Source organism: Acinetobacter sp. USHLN143 (assembly GCF_037145695.1).
GTDB lineage: Bacteria > Pseudomonadota > Gammaproteobacteria > Pseudomonadales > Moraxellaceae > Acinetobacter > Acinetobacter fasciculus.
Map to the genome: position 1 here is coordinate 110,530 of NZ_JBBCWZ010000001.1, position 18,835 is coordinate 129,364.

An 18,835-nucleotide genomic window follows, 5' to 3' on the forward strand; every position below is an offset into this window, starting at 1 on the left:
GTTACTGTTCCTCAAAGTTACGCTGATGCAACTGATAATAAGCACCATGTAGCGCAATCAGTTCGGCATGACTGCCCTGCTCAACAATACGGCCCTGATCCATAACCACAATACGATCCGCGTTTTCAATCGTCGATAGACGATGTGCAATTACGATGGTCGTACGGTCCTGCATGGCTTTATCAAAGGCACGCTGAATAAAGTATTCCGACTCGTTATCCAGCGCACTGGTCGCTTCATCCAGAATCAGGATAGAGGCATTTTTCAAAATTGCGCGTGCGATCGCGATGCGCTGACGCTGGCCACCAGACAGGTTTAAACCCTGAGCACCCAGCTGAGTATTATAACCTTGCGGTAGTGCCATAATAAAATCATGCGCATAGGCTGCCTTTGCTGCCGCGATAATATCTTCATCGGAAGCACCTTCGAGCTGACCATAAGCAATATTTTCCCGCACGGTTCGGTTAAACAGTACTACTTGTTGGTTCACCATGGCAATCTGGGTTCGTAATGCGGTAATTTCAAAATCTTCAATCGGTTTCTGATCCAGCAGGATCTGCCCAGAAGTCGCATCCTGATAACGCACCAGTAGATTCATCAGCGAGCTTTTACCGGCCCCAGAACGACCGACCAGCGCCACTGTTTCACCGGCCTTCACCTTTAAATTAAAATCATGAATGGCATGATGACCATCATCATAAATCAAGTTGACATCTTTAAACTCGATATCGCCTTTCAGGCTATCCGTTAAAGTCCCGGTATTTTTTTCTTCAGGCATATCCAGCAATTCAAATACCGAATGAGCCGCAGCCATACCACGTTGAATTTTTTCATTGATATCCGTCAAGGCTTTGATCGGTCTTGCCAGCATACCCGCCGCAGTAATATAAGCGACAAATTCACCCGCAGAGGTGTCACCCAAGATTTGTGGGCGCAAGGCAATAAACATCACGATACTCAGTGAAATGGACATGATCAACTGCACGACAGGACTATTCAACTGTTGCACAGCGACCATTTTCAAGCCACGACGCAAGTTTTCAAGCGAGTTCTGTTTAAAGCGTTCCTGCTCAGAACTTTGCCCGCCAAAACCCTTGACGATCAGGTTGGCATTCACCGTTTCCTGCACCACATGGTTTACATCACCCATGGTGTCTTGTACTTGCTGCGATAATTTACGCATCCGTCTTGCAGCTTTACTGATAATAAAGCCAATGACTGGCGCAAAAATCAGGATACACATGGTCAGACGCCAGTTGGTATACAACAGGTAGCCTAATAATGCCAGAGTGATCAAACCTTGTTGCAACAAGGTTCTTAAAGCTTCAGTTGAAGCAGCCGTCAACTGTTCAACGTTATACATAATTTTGGCAGTAATATGCCCGCTGGTATTGTCCAGATAATACTGGGACGGTAAACGCAGCAATTTTGCAAAAACTTCCTGACGGATATTAAATACCAGATTCCGGGAAATTACCGCAGTAAAATATCCACCCATGAATAAACCCAGGCCCCGGAAGAACATGAGTATGACCACTAAAAACGGGAAAAGTGAAGTGAAACTCTGGTCTTTATTTTGAATCGCCTCAATAATATATTCCAGCAATTTGGCGACAGAAACTTCTGTGGCCGCATTAATAGAAAAACCTACCAGGACAAGTAATGCGATGCCCCAAAATGGTTTTAAATAACTTAAAAGGCGAAGATAGACCTTAAAATCGTGCTTCACTAATAACCTCGGGTAGGTACTTTGGTACTGATATTGATATTCACAAAGCCGAGCTGCCCGGCCACATCCATGACACGAATCACGTCCTGATGACTGGCTTTTGCGTCAGCTGCGATGACAAACATTAAATCACGGCGTTCATTTGAAATCTGTTTAATTGCAGTATTTAAATCCGCAACTTCCTTGCTGGCCAAGGATTGACCATTGACTGCATAATGACCATTAGCATCCACAATCACTTCAACTTTCTGATCATAGCTTTTAGGCGGTACCCCTTGCGCGTCAGGCAAGGTTAGATTCATTCGGCTCATTTGACTAAAAGTCGTCGACAAAAGCAAAAAGACCAGAATAAACAGCAGACAGTCAATCATTGGTGTCAGATTAATATGCACATCTTCCACCTGGTTGCGTTTGAATTTCATCATCCGCCTCCTAGCTGGCTTTTTGCATGTCTTGGTCTATGTCTGCATGATTGCGATAAAAAAGATCCGCATGAAACAAAGTCGCTTGCTGCTCAAGTTCAGCCACATATTCCTGAACAAGACGCTGAAAATAACGGTGCGCAAACAGTGCAGGAATTGCAATCAGCATACCGGCTGCCGTGGTAATTAAAGCCTTAGAAATACCGGGCATCATCAAGACCGGATCACTTCCAGTTCCCACATCGATCATCAGGAAAGACTCAATAATCCCAAGTACGGTCCCCAACAAACCGAGTAAAGGCGCAACTGCACTCAACGTGCCCAGAAAATTAATATTTTTTTCCAGATAACCGATTTCCTGTGACGCCACCACTTCCATCTGCGCGCGAGCATACTGCTCACCCTGCGGCTTACTAGTATAGCCCGCAGCCAATACCCGGCCCAAAGTGCTTTGCTTTAAGGCCGCACTTTGATTCATTTTTTGCATGACTTGTGCTGTATTTTGCGAAGGCCCCATCAACAGGATCGACGGAAGTACTACGTTCTTTTTCAGGCGGATCAGGCGCTCGATCGAAATCGCCAGCATGAAGATAGAACACAAGACCAGGGGCAGCATGAGCCAACCACCTGCTTTAACCAATTCCCACATCTAATTTATTCCCCAATAAAAAAAATATATAAATTATTCATCTTCTAAAATAGAAAGAATGCCATCCAGCTCTTCTAAAGAGTGATAGCTAATAACCAGTTTCCCTTTACCTTGCTTGTTATAGTCAATTTTAACATCTGCACTGAAACGCTCTGAAAGGCGCTGAGTCAATTGCTGAATATCCGGTGCTACAGCTTCTTTTACTTTTTCTTGTTTAGGTGTATTGAAATCACGGACTAACTGCTCGGTTTGACGAACAGACAGACTTTTTTCAATTACGATATCTGCAACTTTGAGCTGATCTTTAGCTTTTAAGGTTAAGATCGCACGTGCATGCCCCATATCCAGCAAACCTTGCTGCATAAAGTCTTTCACTTCTTCTGCCAGGCTAAGCAGGCGAAGTAGGTTACTCACTGTCGTACGCGCTTTACCCACGGTATCGGCAATTTCCTGATGGCTTAGGCCAAATTCTTCATGAAAACGCTGCAAGGCCATCGCCTGATCAATCGGATTCAGATCCTGACGCTGGATGTTTTCAATCAAGGCCAGTGCAATCGCAACCTGATCATTCAGATCACGTACAATCGCAGGAACCTCGGTCAAACCCGCTAACTGTGCCGCACGCCAGCGACGCTCACCCGCAATAATTTCATACGGATAGCGTTCATCATCAACCGGACGGATCACGATGGGCTGCATGATGCCATGCTTTTCAATCGATGCCGCCAGTTCTTGCAAATCCTGCTCGTTAATATAACGGCGTGGCTGGTATTCACCGCGCTTGAGCAAGTTTACATCGATCTGTTTTAGCTGACCATGATCAATGCCTTGGGCTTCGAGTTGTAATTTTTCTTTTTGAATTGATCCCAGCAAGGCATCCAAGCCACGACCTTTGGCGAGTCCACGTTTCTTGACGGTCATGCTTTACTTCCTTTTTTCACTTTGCTTTTCTTTAATACTTCAGCTGCCAGATTTAAGTAAGCAACTGCACCCTTTGAGCTTTTTTCAAAATAAATCACCGGCAAACCGTGTGCTGGCGCTTCAGCCAGACGAATATTTCGTGGAATTACGGTTTCATACAGTTTTTTACCGAAATATTGTTCTAATTCTTCAGAGACATCACGAGTCAAGGCATTACGTGCATCGTACATGGTGCGTAATACACCGACAATTTGCAGGTCCGGATTCAATGCTTGCTGAATCCGATCGATGGTTTGGGTTAAATCCGCCAGACCTTCCAGTGCATAATATTCACACTGCATTGGAATCAGCACACCATCCACGGCTGCCAAAGCATTGACAGTAATCAGGCTAAGACTCGGTGCACAATCAACAATAATATAATCAAATGAGGATTCAATTTCCTGCAATGCATCCCGTAAAATGAACTCGCGCCCTTCCTGCTCTGCAATCGCCAACTCAACCCCAGCCAGATCACGGTTTGCCCCAAGTACCTTGTAACCGACTTCCGCCTTAGATATCGCCGTTTCAATCGGCACTTCACCCAGCAACACATCGGTAACCGAATACAGCAGGTCATTCTTCTGAATGCCAGACCCCATGGTCGCATTACCTTGCGAATCCATATCGACCAGCAAAACACGTTTTTTTAACACAGCTAAAGATGCCGCCAAATTTACTGCGGTTGTGGTTTTACCTACACCACCTTTTTGGTTTGCAATCGCAATAATTTGTGCCATGTTGCCCCCAATCCCTTTAAAAATCTTAAATACGTTTTAATAGAAGTAAATGACGCTGTTCGTCTAAGCGCGGAACTTTAAGTTCAATAATCTCACAACTAAATTCATTTTTTAAAGTAGCAACTTCATCTTCAGGAATTAAGCCTTTCATTGAGGCAATAATCGTTTGTTCGTGCATATATGGCTTAGAAGCATCGACAAAGTCTGTTAATGATGCAAAGGCACGACTGGTAATCACATCAAATTGACCCAGCTCATTGATGCTGTCTTCGTTTTCTACACGCGTTTGCACGGCAATAACATTTTTAAGTTTCAGGTCAGCAATAAACTGCTTGAGGAAACGAATTTTTTTACCGTTAGAATCCAGTAATACACATTCACGCTCAGGCTGACATAAAGCAATGATCATGCCCGGCATACCGCCACCTGTACCGATATCCAGCAGTCTGCCTACAGGCAAGTCCTTTAAAATACTTAAACTGTCGAGCAGATGCTTGACCAGCATTTCTTTAGGATCACGGATTGCAGTCAAATTGTATGCTTTGTTCCACAACACCAAAGCATCCTGATACTTGAGTAATAAATTTAAAGCTTCATCAGATAGCTCTAAACCCAAAGCCTGGCTACCCTGCTTTAGTTCTTGAAAAAACATGTGCATAAACAATCTACGCTCGAAAAAGTTAGGTGGAAGTATACCGTTTTCTCTATATTGGCACAGTAGGCAGTGCTTAGCGAATATTCACTTAAGCAAACTTCCCTTCATGGATCGCTGTATCCAGTGCCGTTAAACGCTCCGGGGTTCCCACATCAACCCAAATGCCTACCAATTTAGAAGCGGCAACCTGCTGATTCTGCATTGCCGCTTTTAGCAATGGCGCTAAAGGACGCTTGCCAGTCTCTAAGCCTTGGAACATCTTTGGATCAAGCACGGATACACCACTAAAAGTCAGGTTTTCACCTTCGACTTGCTGATCAAAGGTATAAGCTTTCCCGGCTGCAAGCGTAAAATCACCTTCAGGATGTTGTTCAGGGTTCTGCACAAGTACGAGATGCGCCAAATTATCCTTTAGATCAATATCCAGTAAAGGAGCAAAATCCATCGTGGTCCAGACATCACCATTTAACAGAATAAAAGGTTCATCACCGAGTAGCGGCAAGGCATTAATGATTCCTCCAGCGGTTTCCAGACCTTCACCCTCATGTGACCAAAGGATGTTGATGCCAAATCGTGAACCATCGCCCAAAGCTTCTGCGAGTTTTTCACCGAGCCAAGCCGTATTGATGACAATTTCAGTAACACCGATCGCAGCCAGTTTCTCTATATGCCAGACAATTAAGGGCTTGCCCCCAACTTCCAGCAAAGGCTTTGGCGTATGCAGCGTTAGCGGCTGCATACGATTACCGAGTCCTGCGGCCAAAATCATCGCTTTCATTCAGGCAGCCACCTCATATGAGCCATATTTAGCTTCAAATGCAGGCATCACTCTGTCACGCATAAACTGCATGAATGGCTCTAGTTCTGCATAAGCCTTAGATTCTTCAAGCAGATACCACATCACACGTGGCAAGTCCTTGAGATAACCTGACTTGCCATCACGCTCAAATAAGCGCACAAAAATACCGAGGATCTTGATATGACGCTGAATCGCCATCATGTCGGCATCTTTCTTGAACTGTTCAAAATCACGATCTTCTTTGGCAGAAACTGGCAACAGATTATAGAAAGTTTTGAACCAGCGATACACACGGTCGGCATTCCACTGTACATAGGCATCACGGGTAATCGAGATCAGGTCATAAGTATCTGCACCAATCACGGCATCCTGAAAATCAATCACACCGAGTTCGGTTTCATTGTCGATTTTCATCAGGTTACGGCTATGAAAGTCCCGATGTACAATTACCTGTGGCTGTGCCAAAGCGGCATTGGCCAGAATCGCAAAAGTGCGTTTGATCAAGGCGCTTTCTGATTCAGTCGGTTGAACCTTTAACGCTGGCAACATCCAGTCAGTCAGCAATTCCATTTCTGAGATCAGTTTTTCATAAGAATATGCCGGGAAATGCCCTTCTCCAGCAATCGATTGCAGCTGAATCAGCTGCTTAAAGCTTTGCTCATAATAGGCATCTACAGTCTCATCATTCAGCAGATTCGACAGCAGCACATCCCCCAAGTCTTCGAGGAGTAAAAAGCCATTTTCTAGGTCTTTTGCCACGATATGTGGAACACGCACGCCATGTGCATCAAAAAACTCATCTATCGTCACAAAAGGCACACAATCTTCTTTTTCTGGTGGTGCATCCATCAGCATAAATGTTTTATTATTCAGTTTGATTCGTGCATAACGACGGAAGCTGGCATCACCTGCTAAAAAATGAGTTTCAAATTGATCTGAACCGAGTACAGAGGCAATCCAAGATTGTATCAATTGTTCGCGTTGTGTATTCATTTGCAATTAATTCTAATACAGGCTGAGTTTTTAAAGTGCTAAGTGTAGCTACTTATCAACTTTTTCTCTATGATGCGACAATAATTAATTGCGATAAAAGCATGATTGGTTAATGAGACAAATGAAGCATCACTTTAAAATAAATCCTCTAGCGACTGCGATCTTAACCCTTTTATGTGGCAGCTCAGCCTCCGGCTATGCTGCATCAAATGTCTCGTCCGATGTAAATGCAGAACAACTCAAACAGCGCATAAATGAGACCTATCCAGGTGAAGCATTCTTTTCGCAATACTATGTCGACAAATCCTCAGCTGAGGCACAGCAGCGGCAGGAAAAATACTTAAGTTCAGCTTATTGTGAAGGCACCTGGGTGACCCCGATTGCTCCAGATGCAGCAACCGTTGCGCCAGATCAGGCTACATCCACCATTACTGCAGATTATGGTCACTACAATCCAGCAGGTGACTCTTATTTAGAAGGCAATGTCATCATTGACCAGCAAGGTCGCCAGATTCGTGCTGAACGCGTAACGATTGATCAAACCCAAACCTATGCCAAAGCAGAAGGTCGTGTACAACTTGCTCAGGGTGGCCTGCTCTCGCAAAGTGATGATATTAATTATAATTTAAAGACCCAAGAAGGCGACCTAAATAACAGCTTCTATATTGCCGAGCAGCAACATGCGCATGGTCGGGCAGAAAAGATCGCCAGAACCTCGACCGAGACAGTAGAACTGGAAAATGCGACCTATACCACCTGTCCACCTGAGCAAAAACCAACCTGGAAAATCCAAGCAGAAAAGATCAAGCTGAACCAGGAAACCGGACGTGGTGAAACCCGCAATACCAAGTTGTATGTTAAAGATGTTCCGGTCTTGGCAGTTCCCTATTTCAACTTCCCGATTGATGACCGCCGCACTACCGGTATTCTGACGCCGACATTTGGCTTTACCAATGATGGTGGTCTGGAACTGGGTGTTCCGGTTTACCTGAATTTGGCACCGCAATATGATGCGACAATTACGCCGCGTTATATTGGCGATCGTGGTGTGATGTTAGACGGTGAGTTTCGCTATCTGACTGAAAATTATGGTGAAGGCCGTATTTGGGGAGGTTATCTGCCTTCCGATGAAAGCTATAGCGATGAAGATCGTAAAAGCCTGCATTTTTTACATAATTGGCAGATCAATAATCAGCTTTCCACCAACCTTGAATATAACTACGCTTCAGACAAAGATTACTTTGCCGATCTGGATAACAACCCGAACTCTAAAACTGACCTGAACTTACGCCGTGCCTGGGAAGTCAATTACAAAAATGGTATTCCTGGCTTAAAGGCACAATTCAAAGTTGAAGATTTCCAGACCCTAGATCCAACTGTACTGGATGAAGACCGTCCTTATGCACGTCTGCCGCAGCTTTTAGTCAATTACAAAACTGGCAATCCATTGGGATTACAGCTTGAATTTAATAACGATACGGCTTATTTCCAGAAAGACCTGAGAAATTTCGCCGATACTGATCCAACGGGTGAGAAGGTATATCAGCCAAGTGGTACACGGATCTATAATGACTTTTCCGTGCGTTATAATCATTTTACCCCGTGGTCATTCTTCATTCCTCAGGCGACTGTACGCAACATCAATACTTTCTATGATGAAAAAACCCAAAGCCGTAGCGCGTCTAGTGAAAATAATTCAATTGTGGTGCCACAATTCACGCTGGACACCGGCTTAATTTTTGAAAAAGAAGGTACGTATCTACAGACCTTAACGCCTCGTCTGTTCTATGCGTATTCACCTTATGAGAACCAGCAGAATCAGCCAAACTTTGATTCAGTCGTCGCTTCGATTAATTATGATCAACTTTTCAGTGCGCGTCGCTTTTATGGTAATGACCGCCTGGAAGACAATAACTTTGCCTCCTTAGGTCTGAGCTATAGCCTATTTAATGAAGAAGGTCTGGAGCGCCTGCGTGCCAGCGTTGGACAGAGCTTTTTCTTTGAAGATCGCCGTGTAACGTTGGAAAATGATGCAGATGAATTCGACCGTGAAAGTCATACTGGCCCTGTAATTCAACTGACCAGCCAGCTGTCAAATAATGTTCACGTTAATCTGAACTCAAGCTGGATGTCGAATGGATCGAATGCCCAACGAGATTTGCAGGTTTATTATACCGGTGAGCAAGGCAATCTTTATAACCTAGGCTATTTCTATCGCAAAGATATTCCGAACCGTCAAAAGAGCTATGATCATGTGGTGGGTTCATTTATCCAGCCGATTGCCAACAACTGGCGTCTGGTTGGACATGCCCAGTTTGACCTCGACAATAGTGTCGCACGGGAATATTTACTTGGCGTGAACTATGAGTCATGCTGTTGGGGAGTTTCTGTTTACGGTCGCTCATATTACAATGACTTAGACGACGTTAATGATTCAAGCGTCAAAGCCAAACGCGCCATTATGGCCGAAGTCAGCCTGAAAGGCTTAGGTGGGTTAAGCAGCAAACTCACCTCATTACTAGAAAATCGTATTCTAGGTTTTAACAATATCAATCAAACTTGGACAGAACGTTAATGAAGACAAAACAGTTAAAACAAATTTTTAAAGCAACCGCACTTGCGCTATGCCTTTCTTCAGCGATGACGACTTTTGCTGTTGCCCAACCTAAAGATGAAGTTGTAGCTGTAGTCGACAATAGTATCATTCTACGTAGTGACCTGGCTCAAGGTGTAGCCGAAATCTCACATCAGCTGCAAAAACAGAAAAAGGCAGTTCCACCACAACAATATCTTGAGCAACAAGCTTTAGAGCAACTGATTATTCGTCAGGCACAGCTTGAACAAGTTAAACGTTATAACATTCGTCCAGATGAAAAAGCTTTAAATGAAGCCGTCCTGAAAGTTGCCCGTGATTCTGGTTCACCGAGTCTGGAAGCATTCCAGCAGAAACTGGATGCCATGGCGCCGAATACCTATGCTTCTTTACGCAACCGTATTGCTGAAGATTTAGCACTGAATCGTTTACGTCAACAAATCGTGACTTCACGTATTCAAATTACAGATCAAGATGTTAAAAACTTCCTAAATACCCCGCAAGGTCAAGCTTTGCTTGGCAGTCAGGTCCATGTACTGCATTTACGGGTAAGCGGTGAAAATGCTGAACAAATTGCAACACAGGTAAAGCAAGAATTAAATAGCAGCAATGACATTCAGGCGATCGGCAAAAAGTACAGCACTGGCGGCGTTAAAGTCGAAGCTGCTGATATGGGTGTGAGAAACCTGTCAGAAATTCCAGCAGAACTGGCTGCACGCGTGACTACCCTGCAACCAGGTCAAACTTCTGAACTGATTCCTGTCGCTGATGGTGTACATGTTCTGAAGCTCTTGGAACGTAAAGGTGGCGAACAGAAAGCCCTTGTTCCGCAATATTTAACACGACACATTCTGATTCAACCGTCTGAAGTGGTCAGTCCTGAAAATGCCAAACAAATGATTGATAGTCTGTATAACCGCCTCAAACAAGGTGAAGATTTTACTGTTTTAGCTTCAACGTTCTCCAATGATACTGGCTCGGCTCGTGATGGTGGAAGTCTTGGCTGGGTTAGCCCAGGGGTAATGGTACCTGAATTTGAACAGCAGATGAAAAGCACCCCAGTAGGTCAGTTCAGTAAACCATTTCAATCCCAGTTTGGCTGGCATATTCTGCAAGTGAGTGAAACACGCCAACAAGATATGACACAGGAATATCAGGAACGTATGGCTCGCCAATTGCTCGGTGAACGTCAATTTGATGCCGAATTAGATAGCTGGTTACGTGAAACGCGCAATAATGCTTATGTAGAAATCAAAGATCCTCAACTGGATCCTAAACGTAACCGTTAAGCCTTACCATAATCCTAAAAAGCCAACGACATCTCGTTGGCTTTTTATTTAAAAAACTTAAAACGTACAGATATAAAAAAACCTCTCATATAGAGAGGTTTTTTAATTTTCAAACTCGATTAACGATTGTTTTCATCGTCTGAAGAGTCTTCAAATTTAGTGTCGTTGTCAAAACCAGTGCCTTGACCACCAAAGCCAGCACCTTGACCACCGAAGCCACCTTGACCACCGAAGCCGGCACCTTGACCACCGAAGCCGCCTTGACCACCAAAGCCACCGCCTTGACCGCCGAAGCCACCTTGACCACCGAAGCCGCCGCCTTGACCGCCAAAACCACCTTGACCACCGAAGCCGCCAGCACCTTGACCGCCACCAAAGCCACCTGCAGCACCTTGACCACCGAAGCCCGCACCTTGTGGACCAGCAGGCGCGCCAGCAGGACGTGGATTACGTGCAGGTACTACAGTTGAAATTGCATGCTTATAAACCATTTGGCTTACTGTATTTTTTAATAAAACCACGTATTGGTCAAAAGATTCGATATGACCTTGTAATTTAATACCGTTTACCAGGAAGATAGATACTGGGATACGTTCCTTACGGAGAGAATTCAAGAATGGATCTTGTAAAGTTTGACCTTTAGACATGTTATAACTCCAAAAAAATTAAAAATCAGCGCAAAAACTATCTCTATTTTTCAATTAAAAATTATAAAAAAGATAGTCCCTAAATTTTGCTTTATCCGTGACAGTTTCGCAAGTCTTCTTGAGCCTGCTGTAGCGTAAAATATGTTGTAAATTTATGCTTTTCTTGCAAAGACCTTAACCACGTATATTGACGTTTTGCAAGTTGTCGTGTCGCAAATAAAGCTTTATCCTCCATTTCCCGTTGCTTTTCCTTGGTTTTATCAGCATTTTTTAAGAATTCTATAGCCTGACGATAACCCACTGAACGCATGGAAGGTAAATTTTCATTAAAATCGTATTTTTCAATTAAATTCACAACTTCATTTAAAAAACCGCTTTTCCACATAATTTCCAGACGTTGTTCAATACGCCCATGTAATTCTAACCGATCTGGCATCAACGCATAATTATGGAAACTGTAACGATATGGTAAGTTTTTAGGTTGTTCTGCCTGTAGTTTTGTAATCGGCTCACCAGTCAATTTAAAAACTTCCAAGGCCCGAATAATGCGCTGCTTGTCGCTGACCTTGAATTTTTCACCGGCAATCGGATCGACTGCACATAATTCTTCATAAACCGCTTCCCAACCCTCCCGCTCACCTTTCGCCTCAATCTCAGCCCGGATAGCATAGTCTGCACTTGGTAAATTATCTGACAAGCCTTCAAGTAAGGCCTTAAAATACAGCATGGTTCCGCCAACCAGAATCGGGGTTTTACCACGTGCATGAATATCATCAATCAGGCGGCAAGCATCTTCGACAAAGTTGGCTGCAGAATACACTTCAAGTGGACTGATAATATCAATCAGATGATGCGGATAGCGCGCCAGTTCTTCTTTGGAGGGCTTGGCTGTACCAATGTCCATTCCCCGATAAACTAGCGCAGAATCGACTGAAATCAGCTCAAATTTCCCTTGCTCATACAGTTCACATGCCAAAGCGGTTTTACCACTTGCAGTTGGCCCCATTAAATTGATGACCGGCAATTGATTGGACATGTAAAACTACTCTCCTCGAGCAAAAAGTTTATCTAGTTGAGCCAATGGAAAGGCGCGCCAAGTCGGACGGCCATGATTACATTGACTGGCAAATTCGGTTTGTTCCATCTGACGTAATAAAGCATTCATTTCCGACAAACTCAGGATACGATGCGCTCGCACTGCACCATGACAGGCCATGCCTGCCAGAATCTGGTCACGCTTCTGCAATAGACTTTGTGCCTGATCCCCCGGATCTAAATCATTCAATAATTCAGGAATCAGGGCATCGAAATCGGCCTTGTGTAGAATAGCCGGCACCCCACGTACAATGATTTGTTCATCACCATACTGATCAATTTCCAGACCCAAACGCGCCAACTGCTCTTTCAGCTCTTCAACCCGCATGGCCTGCATCCGGCTAATGTTTACGACCTTTGGAATCAGCAATTGTTGTGAGGTCCAGAATTCAGGTTTATCCCAGGCCGATTTCATTTGCTGCAAGACAATACGCTCATGCGCCGCATGCATATCCACAATAATCAGACCTTCGGTATTTTGCGCCAGAATATAAATGCCGTGTAACTGGGCAATTGCAATACCTAAGGGATGCTCATCAACTTTGGTGTTCACATGTGTCTGAAAAGACTGCTCAGGGCTGAATATTTCGGTTTCCGAACTTTCTCTGAGCGGTGCTAAATAACTTTGCAAGGCATTATTCAGCTGCTGTGAACCAGAATAAGATTTACGGTAATCTTGGGAATAATGCACTGTTTGTGGACCTGAAGATGCAAAATCGGTCAGCACATCTGAAGTTTCATTTTCACTTAAGGCAGATGTCGTTCTCACCACCTGTGGCTGAGAATGCGCAGTCTGATGCAGGCTAAACTGTTCCTGATAACGCGGTTGCGGGGCCGTCAAGCCAGGCTGCTCATCCTGTTTCATTGCCTCGGCTAAATCTGCAGTTGCGGTCTGGAATTGTGCCAGCGTTTCCTTGGCATAATGCCGCACAAACTCATGTACTTCACGTTGATTCAGGAAGCGAATTTCATGCTTGGTCGGATGGACGTTCACATCAACATTTTCCGGATCAACTTCTAAAAACAGTAAATAAGCCGCATGCTGATGGCCATGCAAGATGCCGTCATAGGCCATACGCAAGGCATGGGAAATGGTTTTGTCTTTGACAATCCGGCCATTCACATAGACATATTGTAGATCCGCCTGTGCACGCGCATCCGAAGGATGACCGAGCCAGCCAGATAAACGCATATTGATACTGTCTGCATCTATCCAGTAGGCATTTTCAGTAAACTGGCGGCCAAGTAGCTGTTGAACGCGCTGGAAACGCAAAGCGCCGCTATCCGCCACGGGTAAATTCAGCTTGATGCTTTCATTATGTTCTAGCACAAACCGGATATCAAAATGCGTCAGTGCCATACGGCGTACAATTTCTTCAATATGACCAAATTCAGTGCCCGGTTTTTTCAGGAATTTACGCCGTGCAGGCACATTAAAAAACAAATCCTGAACCCGGATATGCGTCCCTTTCGAGGCTGCAACAGCCTGAATTTCCTGATGATCAAAAGCCGTACCATTGACTTCGACCTGATAACCGATGCCCTCGTCACTTTGACTGCTGATCATGGTCAGGCGTGAAACTGCTGCTATCGACGCCAGTGCCTCGCCACGAAAGCCCAGACTGCTGATTGCATACAGCTCATCAGCACTCTGGATTTTGCTGGTGGCATGACGCATCACGGCCAGCGGTAAATCCTCATGATGAATTCCGCGTCCATTGTCGATGATTTCAATTAAAGTACTGCCGCCCTGTTCGACCCGAATGATCAGCTCTGTCGCCCCCGCATCAATCGAGTTTTCCAGTAACTCCTTGACCACAGAAGCCGGACGTTCAATCACCTCACCTGCGGCAATCTGGTTGGCAAGTGCAGGATCAAGGGCACGAATACGGCGCAGACTTAAATCATTCGACATGTGAAAATTGACGCTCCAGAGCCTCTCGTAAAGCAAGATTCGATGAAATCAGGCTTGCAGTACGGGTAAGTTCATCTTCAGATTTTAAAATTTCAATAATCAGGTCAGCTTGCGGAATTTCATCACCACCTTTAGATGGCCATTCAAATAAAAATAGCGCATTCGGTGTTTCCAGGTAATCCCGGATGCCCATCAGTTCCAGTTCATACGGATCATTCAGACGATACAAGTCAAAATGAAAAATATCCTGACCATTAATTTGATAGGGTTCGACCAGTGTATAAGTTGGACTTTTCACTGAACCTTTATGACCCAGCTGTTGCAAATAATAACGTGTTAACGTCGTTTTTCCTGCCCCTAGGTCACCAATCAGATACACGACCCCCGCAGGGAAATTCTCCGCCAGAACCTTGGCTAGTTTTTGGGTATCGTCTTCATGATTTAAAGTGACATTAAATGAATAAGGCATATTACTCACGACATGATGCAAAAGAATAAATATGATAGCATCGCCACGCTTTAAAAGCCTATTCACCCGTGTGAGAAACTGTATTTTTTCACAGCATCTGTTCCTTAAGAGGTTAATCTGCCTGCCATGCAACCAACTGTTGAATTTAACCCGCCCATGCTCAATGGGGTCAGTGCCAGTAAAGTATTTTTGCCAGCCAGTCCGGATGCGTCCCTGACAGTTTTTGCTTATTTATGCACACAATTCGCGCATATCACAGCAGATGAATGGCAGTCCCGTTTCAACGAAGGTCTGGTCTATGATGCTCAGGGCAATCAATTAACCACAGAAAGTCCATTTCAGGCTAATAGCCATTGTTACTATTATCGCTTTTTGGCACATGAAGTGCATGTTCCTTTTCAACATCAGATTTTATTTGAAAATGAGCATTTCATGGTGGTCGATAAACCGCATTTTTTGACTATGAGTCCGACCGGACAATATGTGCAGGAAACGCTATTGGTTCGGCTTAAAAAACAAACCGGCAATGAGCATTTAACGCCCATTCACCGGCTGGATCGTGAAACGGCAGGTGTGGTCCTGATTTCCAAATGCGTGGAATCGCGTGGAATCTATCAGCAGATGTTTGCCACACGTCAGGTTCAGAAAACCTATCATGCGATTGCGGCCTATCACCCTGATTTAAAATTTCCATTGATCACGCGATTAAGAATGGAAAAGGGACAGCCCTTTTATACCATGCACGTGCTAGACGGAACGCCGAATAGCGAGACGGTGATTGACCTGCTGAAACATAATACAGAATGGGCTAAATATGAGCTGAAACCGCATACTGGCAAACAGCACCAATTACGGGTGCACTTGAATCATCTGGGTATTCCGATTCAGCACGATCCCTTTTACCCCCAAGTAGCGCATAAAGCGGAAGATGATTTTTCAGCACCTTTAAGTTTATTGGCCAAACATATTCAATTTGTCGATCCGATCACGCAGAAAAGCATGAATTTCAGCTCGCACCTTGAATTGACACTGTAAATCTCTTGTCATTACAGATTATTTTCTAAAATCGGTCGCTTTAAGATTGAATTTCAAACGTAATTGATTAGAATAAAGGCGAAAAGTTAAGTAATTTAAAGCTTTAAAAATATTATGAGAAAAACTGAAGTTTATCAAATTCGCTTGGACTCGCAAGAGAAGAAACAAGCCTTTGCGGTATTTAAGCAATTGGGGATTACGCCAGCTCAGGCCGTGCGTCTTTTTTTCAAGCAGGTGGTGATTACCAAATCCATCCCCTTCTCGATTGAAAACCAGAATATCAATCTGGAACAACTGATCCGGCTGCGCAAGCTGAAACAAAATGAAGCGAAAACCGAGCAAAATGCGCTTTCCAGTTCGGCCCTGAATCTGCTGGATGATCAGGAGATTGCATTGGATGATGATCATCTTGATTTATTTGAAGAGCTGAATGCCATTTTGGGTGAAAGCGACAAAATTTAACATTGTTGCATTTCCGAACAATTTCTAAAGCCTGCCACTCATAAACTTCGCTATGCTTGATGCTGATAATCAATAAAAAATTAGCATGGAGTATGCAATGCTCGTACGACGCGCCCAGTCAGCAGACCTGAATCAGCTGGCGGTATTATTTGATGAATATCGACAGTTTTATGGTACGTCTTCCAATCCTGAACTCTCTTACCAATTTTTAAAACAGCGTTTTGAAGATGGACAGACCGTCATTTTCATTAATACCAAAGATGATACTTTTACCGGCTTTATTATCCTGTATCTGGGTTTTTCTTCGGTGGCCTGCTCGACCTATTATATTCTGGATGATGTCTATATCACCCCGGTTTTTCGGCGTCAGGGCGCAGCCAAACAACTGATTGATACCGCGATTTTATTTGCCAAACATGAACAGGCCTTAAGAATCACCCTGGAAACCCAAAAAAACAATTATCAATCGCATAAATTGTACGAATCCATGGGATTTATCAAGGATGATGAATTTCAGACTTATCACTGTTTCCTGAAATAAGTCCTGAACTTTTTAATCACATTTCAAGCGAATAAAAAATTTATTATTCCGAGCGGAATTTGGCCTGCGCCACCTGTTCAGCATTTAAATACAGCCATTCCCCTTCAGCCAGTTCAGGCAAGGCCAAAGCACCAATCTGTGCACGATGTAGCTGTTCAACTTTATTGCCTACGGCAGCCAGCATGCGTTTTACCTGATGATAGACACCTTGATGAATGGTCATTTGCAGACGATTTTCAGCCAAACGAGCCACTTCAGTAGCTGCAAAAATGCCTTTTTCATTTCTCAATTCGACACCTTGTTCTAGTTGCTGAATCTGTTCATCCGTGACTGGATCCGCAGTTTGCATCTGATAAACTTTGGCGACATGCTTTTTAGGATGGGTGAGCGCTTGCAGGAACTGTCCATCATCAGTCAGGAGTAGCAGTCCGGTGGTATCGTGATCCAGACGCCCCACACACTGAATCCCCCGATTCAGCAGAATGTCATCAAACAGGTCAAACACACTAAAATGATGTGTCGCCTGATGTGAACATTCATAGCCCTGTGGTTTGTTTAAGGCGATATACACTTTTTCCCGATAGGTCTGACTTTTCCCATAAACCTCGAAATTTAAGTGATTCAAATCCAGTTTATGTTTGGGATTGTCAATCACTTCATCTTGAATTGAAACAGCACCATTTTTAATCAGTTGCTGACAATGCTTGCGGGAGCCGAAACCTTGTGACTGCAACATTTTTTCCAATAGCATCTGTTTATACCTGTATCGAGTGAAGACCTGTGCATTCTATCCTGAAATAGTCATGAATTTGGTTTCTTACGCTGTTTTCTAGGTATCATGCGTTGAAAAGCTCTACAATAGCTTTATTTTTCATTCTTTCTCTCCCGCTTATGTCGCAACTTGATTTGAATCTGATTGTTCTTTTGGTTTTACTGGCTTGCGGTATTTTCAGTCACAATAGTGCCGTCACCATTGCTGCAGCGGTGTTAATTGTTTTAAAAATCACGCCTCTCAGCAGTTTATTGCCTTATGTGCAGGCGCACGGTTTAAATATCGGCATTATTATTCTGACCATTGGTGTTCTGACACCAATTGCCAGTGGCAAAATTTCAGGGGAAAGTATTCTCAAATCTTTCCTGAGCTGGAAGTCTTTGCTGGCAATCGCGATTGGGGTCTTTGTCGCTTGGCTGGGAGGACGTGGAGTGAAGCTGATGTCCACTCAGCCAGATGTAGTGGCCGGACTGTTATTAGGCACAGTAGCAGGTGTAGCAGTATTACGCGGTGTTCCAGTCGGTCCTTTAATTGCGGCTGGGATTTTATCCTTATTGATTAGTACACAATAATGTTCAAATCATCAGCGCCCTTCACCAGTATGCAAAGATTTCTCAAAAATAATCATATAACGGGAAATATGCAGATCGCCCGATGATTATCTTGCGCTAATCTCTAACGCAGTACGTCAGGCTTGCTCAGAAGATACTATCAAATCAACGGAATATTTATTAATTCGATCTTTCAAAATTCAAGCAAAGGAAAGTGAATGATTTTTAAAAGCGGTGACCTGATAAAAATCAGAAATTCAATAAATGACACCTACCAGTCTAATCTTTCAAAGCATAGACCAAACTTTCTACCATCTGACCATTTTCCAAATATACTTTAACCGGAATACGTTGATATTCATCGCCTTCAAATACATCCAGCTCATTCCAATATTTAGGGAGATTCTCGGATATGAATACATAACCGGTAACAGTCTCTCCCGAATCACTGAGCTGAATACCCGGACTGCCCAGCTCAGCACCCCAACCGCGCTGCTGCAAATGCCCACGAATATAACC

Annotated in this window: 20 protein-coding genes; 6 read left to right on the top strand and 14 right to left on the bottom strand. The window is 43.9% G+C overall.

Going from position 1 to position 18,835, the window contains the following annotated elements; all coding sequences use genetic code 11:
* Position 1 precedes the first annotated feature (1 nt).
* The 8 genes from msbA to WFH18_RS00565 all read right to left on the bottom strand — a co-directional run bounded on the left by msbA (position 2) and on the right by WFH18_RS00565 (position 6,947).
* Positions 2-1,729, bottom strand: coding sequence for a lipid A export permease/ATP-binding protein MsbA (gene msbA / locus WFH18_RS00530; protein WP_164542822.1), 1,728 nt, complete (start codon positions 1,727-1,729; stop codon positions 2-4).
* Complete coding sequence (locus WFH18_RS00535) at positions 1,729-2,151, bottom strand: ExbD/TolR family protein (protein WP_004278885.1); 423 nt, start codon at positions 2,149-2,151, stop codon at positions 1,729-1,731. The genes msbA and WFH18_RS00535 overlap by 1 nt, the downstream gene beginning before the upstream one ends.
* Before the next feature lie 10 nt (positions 2,152-2,161).
* Positions 2,162-2,800, bottom strand: coding sequence for a MotA/TolQ/ExbB proton channel family protein (locus WFH18_RS00540; protein ID WP_004278886.1), 639 nt, complete (start codon positions 2,798-2,800; stop codon positions 2,162-2,164).
* Positions 2,801-2,833: 33 nt separating this feature from the next.
* Positions 2,834-3,721 carry a ParB/RepB/Spo0J family partition protein gene (locus tag WFH18_RS00545; RefSeq protein ID WP_004278887.1) on the bottom strand — a complete coding sequence of 296 codons (888 nt, stop codon included), beginning with the start codon at positions 3,719-3,721 and terminating at the stop codon, positions 2,834-2,836.
* On the bottom strand, positions 3,718-4,500 hold the full coding sequence (locus tag WFH18_RS00550) for a ParA family protein (RefSeq protein WP_004278889.1): 783 nt from the start codon (positions 4,498-4,500) through the stop codon (positions 3,718-3,720). The genes WFH18_RS00545 and WFH18_RS00550 overlap by 4 nt, the downstream gene beginning before the upstream one ends.
* Positions 4,501-4,525: 25 nt before the next feature.
* On the bottom strand, positions 4,526-5,158 hold the full coding sequence (rsmG, locus tag WFH18_RS00555) for a 16S rRNA (guanine(527)-N(7))-methyltransferase RsmG (protein ID WP_004278890.1): 633 nt from the start codon (positions 5,156-5,158) through the stop codon (positions 4,526-4,528).
* Between the two features lie 85 nt (positions 5,159-5,243).
* Entirely contained in the window at positions 5,244-5,933 is a 690-nt protein-coding gene (gene murU, locus WFH18_RS00560) for an N-acetylmuramate alpha-1-phosphate uridylyltransferase MurU (protein WP_004278892.1), read from the bottom strand.
* Positions 5,934-6,947: an aminoglycoside phosphotransferase family protein gene (locus WFH18_RS00565; RefSeq protein WP_005103483.1), complete on the bottom strand. Its 1,014-nt coding sequence runs from the start codon at positions 6,945-6,947 to the stop codon at positions 5,934-5,936.
* A gap of 121 nt (positions 6,948-7,068) precedes the next feature.
* Here WFH18_RS00565 and WFH18_RS00570 point away from each other — a divergent pair, with 121 nt between their 5' ends.
* Together WFH18_RS00570 and WFH18_RS00575 are read left to right on the top strand one after the other, a co-directional pair.
* Positions 7,069-9,522, top strand: a complete 2,454-nt coding sequence (locus tag WFH18_RS00570) for an LPS-assembly protein LptD (RefSeq protein ID WP_004278895.1) — start codon at positions 7,069-7,071, stop codon at positions 9,520-9,522.
* A complete protein-coding gene (locus tag WFH18_RS00575) occupies positions 9,522-10,829 on the top strand; it encodes a peptidylprolyl isomerase (protein ID WP_005103486.1) in 1,308 nt (435 codons plus the stop codon). The genes WFH18_RS00570 and WFH18_RS00575 overlap by 1 nt, the downstream gene beginning before the upstream one ends.
* A 119-nt stretch (positions 10,830-10,948) precedes the next feature.
* On the opposite strand, the gene hfq is transcribed toward WFH18_RS00575, so the two are convergent.
* The 4 genes from hfq to tsaE form a co-directional block, all read right to left on the bottom strand.
* Positions 10,949-11,476 (bottom strand): RNA chaperone Hfq, encoded by a 528-nt coding sequence (gene hfq, locus WFH18_RS00580; RefSeq protein WP_004278899.1) that lies wholly within the window; start codon positions 11,474-11,476, stop codon positions 10,949-10,951.
* 91 nt (positions 11,477-11,567) lie between these two features.
* A complete protein-coding gene (miaA, locus tag WFH18_RS00585) occupies positions 11,568-12,512 on the bottom strand; it encodes a tRNA (adenosine(37)-N6)-dimethylallyltransferase MiaA (RefSeq protein ID WP_004278902.1) in 945 nt (314 codons plus the stop codon).
* A gap of 6 nt (positions 12,513-12,518) precedes the next feature.
* Complete coding sequence (gene mutL, locus WFH18_RS00590) at positions 12,519-14,486, bottom strand: DNA mismatch repair endonuclease MutL (RefSeq protein WP_004278903.1); 1,968 nt, start codon at positions 14,484-14,486, stop codon at positions 12,519-12,521.
* On the bottom strand, positions 14,476-14,955 hold the full coding sequence (gene tsaE / locus WFH18_RS00595) for a tRNA (adenosine(37)-N6)-threonylcarbamoyltransferase complex ATPase subunit type 1 TsaE (protein ID WP_004645485.1): 480 nt from the start codon (positions 14,953-14,955) through the stop codon (positions 14,476-14,478). Before tsaE ends, mutL begins: the two co-directional genes overlap by 11 nt.
* A 126-nt stretch (positions 14,956-15,081) precedes the next feature.
* On the opposite strand from tsaE, the gene WFH18_RS00600 reads away from it, so the two are divergent.
* The 3 genes from WFH18_RS00600 (at position 15,082) to WFH18_RS00610 (ending at position 16,993) form a co-directional block, all read left to right on the top strand.
* Positions 15,082-15,990: a pseudouridine synthase gene (locus WFH18_RS00600; protein ID WP_004278905.1), complete on the top strand. Its 909-nt coding sequence runs from the start codon at positions 15,082-15,084 to the stop codon at positions 15,988-15,990.
* Positions 15,991-16,104: 114 nt separating this feature from the next.
* On the top strand, positions 16,105-16,452 hold the full coding sequence (locus WFH18_RS00605; RefSeq protein WP_004278906.1) for a type II toxin-antitoxin system RelB/DinJ family antitoxin: 348 nt from the start codon (positions 16,105-16,107) through the stop codon (positions 16,450-16,452).
* A gap of 97 nt (positions 16,453-16,549) precedes the next feature.
* Positions 16,550-16,993 carry a GNAT family N-acetyltransferase gene (locus WFH18_RS00610; protein WP_004278907.1) on the top strand — a complete coding sequence of 148 codons (444 nt, stop codon included), beginning with the start codon at positions 16,550-16,552 and terminating at the stop codon, positions 16,991-16,993.
* Between the two features lie 43 nt (positions 16,994-17,036).
* Here WFH18_RS00610 and WFH18_RS00615 read toward each other — a convergent pair whose 3' ends face one another.
* Positions 17,037-17,744 carry a pseudouridine synthase gene (locus WFH18_RS00615; RefSeq protein ID WP_004278908.1) on the bottom strand — a complete coding sequence of 236 codons (708 nt, stop codon included), beginning with the start codon at positions 17,742-17,744 and terminating at the stop codon, positions 17,037-17,039.
* A gap of 140 nt (positions 17,745-17,884) precedes the next feature.
* Here WFH18_RS00615 and WFH18_RS00620 point away from each other — a divergent pair, with 140 nt between their 5' ends.
* On the top strand, positions 17,885-18,337 hold the full coding sequence (locus WFH18_RS00620) for a DUF441 domain-containing protein (protein WP_004278909.1): 453 nt from the start codon (positions 17,885-17,887) through the stop codon (positions 18,335-18,337).
* Positions 18,338-18,595: 258 nt separating this feature from the next.
* Here WFH18_RS00620 and WFH18_RS00625 read toward each other — a convergent pair whose 3' ends face one another.
* Positions 18,596-18,817, bottom strand: coding sequence for a gamma-glutamylcyclotransferase family protein (locus tag WFH18_RS00625; protein ID WP_017397823.1), 222 nt, complete (start codon positions 18,815-18,817; stop codon positions 18,596-18,598).
* Positions 18,818-18,835 lie beyond the last annotated feature (18 nt).

Bases quoted from the DNA above. Each gene is read 5' to 3' on its own strand.
- WFH18_RS00535 (WP_004278885.1), bottom strand. From the start codon at position 2,151: ATGAAATTCAAACGCAACCAGGTGGAAGATGTGCATATTAATCTGACA.
- WFH18_RS00540 (WP_004278886.1), bottom strand. From the start codon at position 2,800: ATGTGGGAATTGGTTAAAGCAGGTGGTTGGCTCATGCTGCCCCTGGTC.
- WFH18_RS00545 (WP_004278887.1), bottom strand. From the start codon at position 3,721: ATGACCGTCAAGAAACGTGGACTCGCCAAAGGTCGTGGCTTGGATGCC.
- WFH18_RS00550 (WP_004278889.1), bottom strand. From the start codon at position 4,500: ATGGCACAAATTATTGCGATTGCAAACCAAAAAGGTGGTGTAGGTAAA.
- rsmG (WP_004278890.1), bottom strand. From the start codon at position 5,158: ATGCACATGTTTTTTCAAGAACTAAAGCAGGGTAGCCAGGCTTTGGGT.
- murU (WP_004278892.1), bottom strand. From the start codon at position 5,933: ATGAAAGCGATGATTTTGGCCGCAGGACTCGGTAATCGTATGCAGCCG.
- WFH18_RS00565 (WP_005103483.1), bottom strand. From the start codon at position 6,947: ATGAATACACAACGCGAACAATTGATACAATCTTGGATTGCCTCTGTA.
- WFH18_RS00570 (WP_004278895.1), top strand. From the start codon at position 7,069: ATGAAGCATCACTTTAAAATAAATCCTCTAGCGACTGCGATCTTAACC.
- WFH18_RS00575 (WP_005103486.1), top strand. From the start codon at position 9,522: ATGAAGACAAAACAGTTAAAACAAATTTTTAAAGCAACCGCACTTGCG.
- hfq (WP_004278899.1), bottom strand. From the start codon at position 11,476: ATGTCTAAAGGTCAAACTTTACAAGATCCATTCTTGAATTCTCTCCGT.
- miaA (WP_004278902.1), bottom strand. From the start codon at position 12,512: ATGTCCAATCAATTGCCGGTCATCAATTTAATGGGGCCAACTGCAAGT.
- mutL (WP_004278903.1), bottom strand. From the start codon at position 14,486: ATGTCGAATGATTTAAGTCTGCGCCGTATTCGTGCCCTTGATCCTGCA.
- tsaE (WP_004645485.1), bottom strand. From the start codon at position 14,955: ATGCCTTATTCATTTAATGTCACTTTAAATCATGAAGACGATACCCAA.
- WFH18_RS00600 (WP_004278905.1), top strand. From the start codon at position 15,082: ATGCAACCAACTGTTGAATTTAACCCGCCCATGCTCAATGGGGTCAGT.
- WFH18_RS00605 (WP_004278906.1), top strand. From the start codon at position 16,105: ATGAGAAAAACTGAAGTTTATCAAATTCGCTTGGACTCGCAAGAGAAG.
- WFH18_RS00610 (WP_004278907.1), top strand. From the start codon at position 16,550: ATGCTCGTACGACGCGCCCAGTCAGCAGACCTGAATCAGCTGGCGGTA.
- WFH18_RS00615 (WP_004278908.1), bottom strand. From the start codon at position 17,744: ATGCTATTGGAAAAAATGTTGCAGTCACAAGGTTTCGGCTCCCGCAAG.
- WFH18_RS00620 (WP_004278909.1), top strand. From the start codon at position 17,885: ATGTCGCAACTTGATTTGAATCTGATTGTTCTTTTGGTTTTACTGGCT.